Here is a 5,101-nt window from a genome sequence, read left to right on the forward strand (position 1 = left end):
CGATATCCTTGACGGTGATCAGGCCGCGCAGTTCAAAGGCATCATTCACCACCAGCACTTTTTCAATGCGGTATTTGTGCAGCAAGGCCTTGACCTCATCGGCGCTGGCGCCCTCCTTGACGGTGACCAGCCGCTCCTTGGGCGTCATGATCGCCGCCACGGACAGGTCCAGGCTGGGTTCAAAACGCACGTCGCGGCGGGTGACGATGCCCACCAGCTCGCCCTGCCGGATCACCGGCACGCCGGAAATATTGTTTTCGCGGGTCAGCGTCAGCAATGCGCTGACCGGGGCGTCCGCATCGATGGTGATCGGGTCCTTGACCACACCGCTCTCAAATTTCTTGACCGCGCGCACTTCCAGCGCCTGCTTTTCGATGGTCATGCTCTTGTGGATGATGCCGATGCCGCCGTCCTGGGCCAGGGCGATGGCCAGCCGGGACTCGGTCACCGTGTCCATGGCCGCGGAGACCAGCGGGATATTCATTTCGATACGTCGGCTGAGGCGGGTTTTCAACGATACGTCTTTTGCCGTGACCTCGGAGTAACCGGGCACCAGCAAGACATCATCAAATGTGAGTGCTTCTTCTGCGATTCGCAACATCGGGATGGCTTACCTCATTGACGGTGGAAACTGGAAACCTGCGGTCACGGAAACAGGGCTGACGGCGAGGGCATCCATAAAAAGTAAGCACGGCATTATAGGCTCTCAGCTGTCAAAACACACGTTTTTTAACCTCCCTGGAGAGCAGCCAAGCTGCCGCCAAAAATGGCTTTATCCGTTGACTCCTGACGCCTCCGGTGGACAATGGTGGCATGGAAAACCCACCCGTCACCCTGACCATTTCGCAACTGAATCGCCGCGCCCGCCAGCTGCTGGAAACCCACCTGCCACTGGTTTGGGTGGAGGGCGAAATCTCCAACCTGTCCCGCCCGGCTTCCGGGCATTGGTACTTTACCCTCAAGGATGAACAGGCCCAGGTGCGCTGTGCCATGTTCCGCAATCGCATCGGCCTGACGACCTTTCGCCCGGACAATGGCGACCATGTGCTGGCCCGCTGCCGGGTGAGCCTGTACGAGGGACGCGGCGACTTTCAGCTGATCATCGAGCACCTGGAACAGGCGGGCTACGGCGCCCTGCAGCGCCAGTTTGATGCACTGAAAACCCGGCTGGCGGCAGAGGGCCTGTTCAGCGACAGCCACAAAGCTCCCCTGCCCGGCATGCCGCGGCGTATCGGCATTGTCAGTTCACCCAGCGGTGCGGCACTGCGGGATATTCTCTCGGTGCTGGGTCGGCGCTTTCCGGCGATACCGGTGCGCATCTACCCAACGGCGGTGCAGGGCCGCGAGGCGGCGGCACAGATTGCCGATGCCATCGCCCTGGCCAACGAAGACAATCAGTGTGATGTCCTGATCGTCGGCCGCGGCGGCGGTTCACTGGAGGATCTCTGGTCGTTCAATGAAGAGATCGTCGCCAGGGCCATCTATCACAGCCGCATTCCCATTGTCAGTGCAGTGGGCCACGAGGTAGATTTCACCATAGCCGATTTCGCAGCCGACTACCGCGCCCCCACCCCCTCGGCGGCGGCGGAAGTGCTCAGTCCCGATGGCGCCAAGCTGCTGGACAGGTTTCGGGAAATGGAAGGGCTGTTGCTGAGAACCATCAGCCGCCAGCTGCACGCGGCCAGTCAGCGCACCGACAGCCTGGGCAAGCGACTGCGCCATCCCGGCGAACAGTTACAGCACCAGCGGCGGCGCTTGACCTACCTCGGCGAGCGACTCAGGCAACAGATGAAAACCGCATGCGCACAGCGCCAGCTCAACTTGCAGCATCTGCACAAACGCCTCGGCACCGTTCACCCGGGGATTGAACTGCAACGCCAGCGACAGCGCCATCGCGACCTGTCGGAAAGACTGCAGCTGGCCATGGGCAAACAGCTTGTCCAAAAACAGCAGCGCTGGAAAAATTCACTACAGTTGCTCAACGCCGTCAGCCCCCTCAACACCCTGGAACGCGGCTATGCTATTGTGGCGGATCAACAACAACAGATTTTACGCCATGCCCGCGACACCTCTCCCGGCGAGCGCATCACCGCCCGGCTGATGGATGGCAGCCTGCAATGCACCGTAGACAAAATCATTCCGGAATAACCAAGATGAAATACTGCTCCGCCCTGTTAGTGGCACTCTTTTGTTTTTCCTCAGCTCAGGGGGAAACAGCCCCGGCTGCCCCCGCGCCCGCTGGGTCCACAACCCTGGAAAGCAGCACTGAATGGAACCTGAACGACCTGTACCCGGACACTGCCAGCTGGGACAGTGCCCGCAATGACATTGCCGCCCGCATCACCACCCTGCGGGACTGCAAAGGCAAACTGGGCACCAGCGCTGAAGTGCTGGCACAGTGTCTCAACGATATAAACGACGCCTACAAGGAGTTGCTGCGACTGTATGTCTACGCCTACCTGGCCAGGGACACTGATCTGGGCAATTCCGAATACCTGGAGCGCTCTTCCCTGGCCCAGATGCTGCTCAGCCAAATGGGCGAAGCCACCAGTTTCGTCAGTCCCGAACTCATCGCCATCGGTGAGAAAAAGCTCAGCGGCTTTATGGCACAAACAGACCAGCTGAAAGATTACGATTACTTCATTAAAAAAACCCTGCACCTGGCGCCCTACACCCTGAATGATGCCGAGGAACGCATTCTGGCCGCGACCTTTGACACCATGCAGACGCCTTCCAGCATCTACAACGTACTGACCAATGCCGAAATGCCGATGCCCACGGTAACCCTTTCCGACGGCACCGATGTACTGCTGACGACTTCGGCCTATGGCCAGTATCGGGCGGTGGATAACCGGGAAGATCGCAAGCTGGTGTTCGATCAGTTCTGGGAAACCTACCAGAACTACCGCCAAACCCTGGGCCTGACCCTGGAGGGGCAGGTGAAAAATGATGTGCTGATGGCACGTTTGCGCGGCTACGACTCCGCCTTGCAGCATGCCCAGGCCGGGGACAACATTCCGCAAGCGGTCTACCACGCGCTGGTGGATACCGTAAACGAACACCTGGACAGCCTGCACCGACTGGTCAGCCTGCGCCAGCGGGTGCTGGGCATCAAGGAATCCCACTACTACGATATCTATCCTGCCGTGGTGCCGCTGGATCGCACTTATACCCTGGCGGAAACCAAGCAGATCGTCACCGCCGCATTGCAACCCCTGGGGCCCGATTACGTCGATACCTTCACCGCTGCCGTCAACCAGGAGTGGATGCACGTCTACCCGAGCCCCGGCAAACTCAGCGGTGCCTACGTGATGGGTGCGGCCTACGATGTCCACCCCTATATGCTGCTGAATTTCGACAACAGCCTGGAAGCCGTCAGCACCTTTGCCCACGAGTGGGGCCACGCCATGCATTCACTGCTGGCCAACCGCAACCAGCCGTTCAGCAAATCCGATTATTCAACCTTCACCGCTGAAATAGCCTCCACCGCCAACGAAGTGTTGCTGCTCGACTACCTGCGCAAAAACGCACAGACCGACCAGGAGCGGCTGCACTACCTGTTCCAGGAACTGTCGCAGTTGCGCGGCACTTTTTTCCGCCAGGTCCAGTTTGCCGAATTTGAGCTGGCCATCCACGAGCATGTGGAAAAAGGCGGTGCGTTGTCAGGGGACAAACTCAACAGCATCTATGGCGACCTGCTGAAGCGCTATTTTGGCCACGACCTCGGCGTAATGGTGATCGACGACGCCTACACCGTGGAATGGGCCTATGTGCCGCATTTCTATCGCAACTTTTATGTCTATCAGTACGCCACCTCCATCTCCGCGGCCTATTACCTGATGGATCGCGTGCTCAACGATGGCGAGGAGGCCCAGCAGCAATACCTGGATATCCTCAGGGCCGGCGGTTCTGATTACCCCTACGAGATCCTCCGCCGGGCCGGGGTGGACATGGCCTCGCCGGATGTCTACCTGGCGGTGATCCATCGCATGAACCGGCTGATGGATGAGGCAGAACGCATTCTCGACCAACAGCAGACCGTTCCTGCCGAAACCGCCAATGCACCTTAACATCGTGGTCAACACGCGCGACTGTCAACCAATCCCCCCGGCATTCGTTTTACCGGTTGACCAAGTAACCTGAAAGAGGATTTTTCATGCGCAACCACCTACTCATTGCCGACCTGACTTTTGCCATTGCCGCCGCCGCCCTGGCGGGGTCTGACGACATGCCACCGCCGGGACCGGATGGCCATGATTTTGGACGCCACATGTTCGAAAAAATGGACGCCAACAACGATGGCAACATCTCCGCTGAAGAACACGAACAGGCCCTACAGCGGATGCAGGAAAAACGCCGCGCCCATTTTGCCAGCATGGATAAAAATGGCGACGGCCTGGTGGACAAAGAGGAAGCCAAGGCCGCACAGGAAAACATGCGCGAAAAATTTCGCGATAAACGCCCGAACTGTCCCGGTAAATCCGAATAACGAATACCTTTCCAGGCATGTCCTCGCGGCCATGCCTGTCTTCCGCCCCCCACCCCATTCGCTGCGACACGTATATATTATTAAGATGCCAATGTTAGGCATTTTTATGCCCTAAAATAATTCTTCATGACATTTTTGTTGCACCATTCTTGGCCACAGCATCGGCAGCCACGCGCAAAATACCCACATAACTTCTTATATTTCATAAGGCTAATATTTTTGGCACAGTCTCTGCATAATTAAAAACGACATTGCATCCTGTTGGGTAACGAAGCCCGTACGCCTCCATCCGGCGTGCGGGTTTTTTTGTTTTTTGTTTGGGGATTAACTCGAGGAATTTTTATGAAACAGCCATTTTTAAAATATTCAGCGTTAGCTGTTTTACTCAGTGCGCATCCATTTGTCGCCGCCACGGCTGAAGAAGCCACCAGCCTGTCTGAAATATTCACCAAAAGTGACACCAAGTTTTCGTTCCGCTACCGCTATGAATATGTGGACGAAGATAACAGCAAGGAAGATGCAAAAGCCTCCACCCTGAAATCCAGGGTGACCTGGAGCTCAGCCAGTTACAACGGTTTTTCCGGTCTGCTGGAAGTCGATGATGTCAGCCAG

4 protein-coding genes and 1 pseudogene are annotated in these 5,101 nt (G+C 57.4%); 4 read left to right on the plus strand and 1 reads right to left on the minus strand.

The window, feature by feature from the left end:
* Positions 1-601, minus strand: a 601-nt coding sequence (locus ABY948_RS11040) for an IMP dehydrogenase (RefSeq protein ID WP_461482590.1), incomplete at its 3' end; no start/stop codon positions are given.
* Positions 602-813: 212 nt separating this feature from the next.
* Here ABY948_RS11040 and xseA point away from each other — a divergent pair.
* The 4 genes and pseudogenes from xseA to ABY948_RS11060 all read left to right on the plus strand — a co-directional run.
* Positions 814-2,148, plus strand: a complete 1,335-nt coding sequence (xseA, locus tag ABY948_RS11045; RefSeq protein WP_461482591.1) for an exodeoxyribonuclease VII large subunit — start codon at positions 814-816, stop codon at positions 2,146-2,148.
* Between the two features lie 5 nt (positions 2,149-2,153).
* A complete protein-coding gene (gene pepF, locus ABY948_RS11050) occupies positions 2,154-4,070 on the plus strand; it encodes an oligoendopeptidase F (RefSeq protein WP_461482592.1) in 1,917 nt (638 codons plus the stop codon).
* A gap of 86 nt (positions 4,071-4,156) precedes the next feature.
* Positions 4,157-4,489: an EF-hand domain-containing protein gene (locus ABY948_RS11055; RefSeq protein WP_461482593.1), complete on the plus strand. Its 333-nt coding sequence runs from the start codon at positions 4,157-4,159 to the stop codon at positions 4,487-4,489.
* A 342-nt stretch (positions 4,490-4,831) separates the two neighbouring features.
* A pseudogene (locus ABY948_RS11060) lies at positions 4,832-5,101 on the plus strand (hypothetical protein); the annotation flags it as partial.

This window comes from Porticoccus sp. (assembly GCF_041592135.1).
In the GTDB taxonomy this organism is placed as follows: Bacteria; Pseudomonadota; Gammaproteobacteria; order Pseudomonadales; family Porticoccaceae; genus Porticoccus.

Excerpts from the sequence above, each read along its gene's own strand:
- xseA (WP_461482591.1), top strand. The coding sequence starts at position 814 with ATGGAAAACCCACCCGTCACCCTGACCATTTCGCAACTGAATCGCCGC.
- pepF (WP_461482592.1), top strand. The coding sequence starts at position 2,154 with ATGAAATACTGCTCCGCCCTGTTAGTGGCACTCTTTTGTTTTTCCTCA.
- ABY948_RS11055 (WP_461482593.1), top strand. The coding sequence starts at position 4,157 with ATGCGCAACCACCTACTCATTGCCGACCTGACTTTTGCCATTGCCGCC.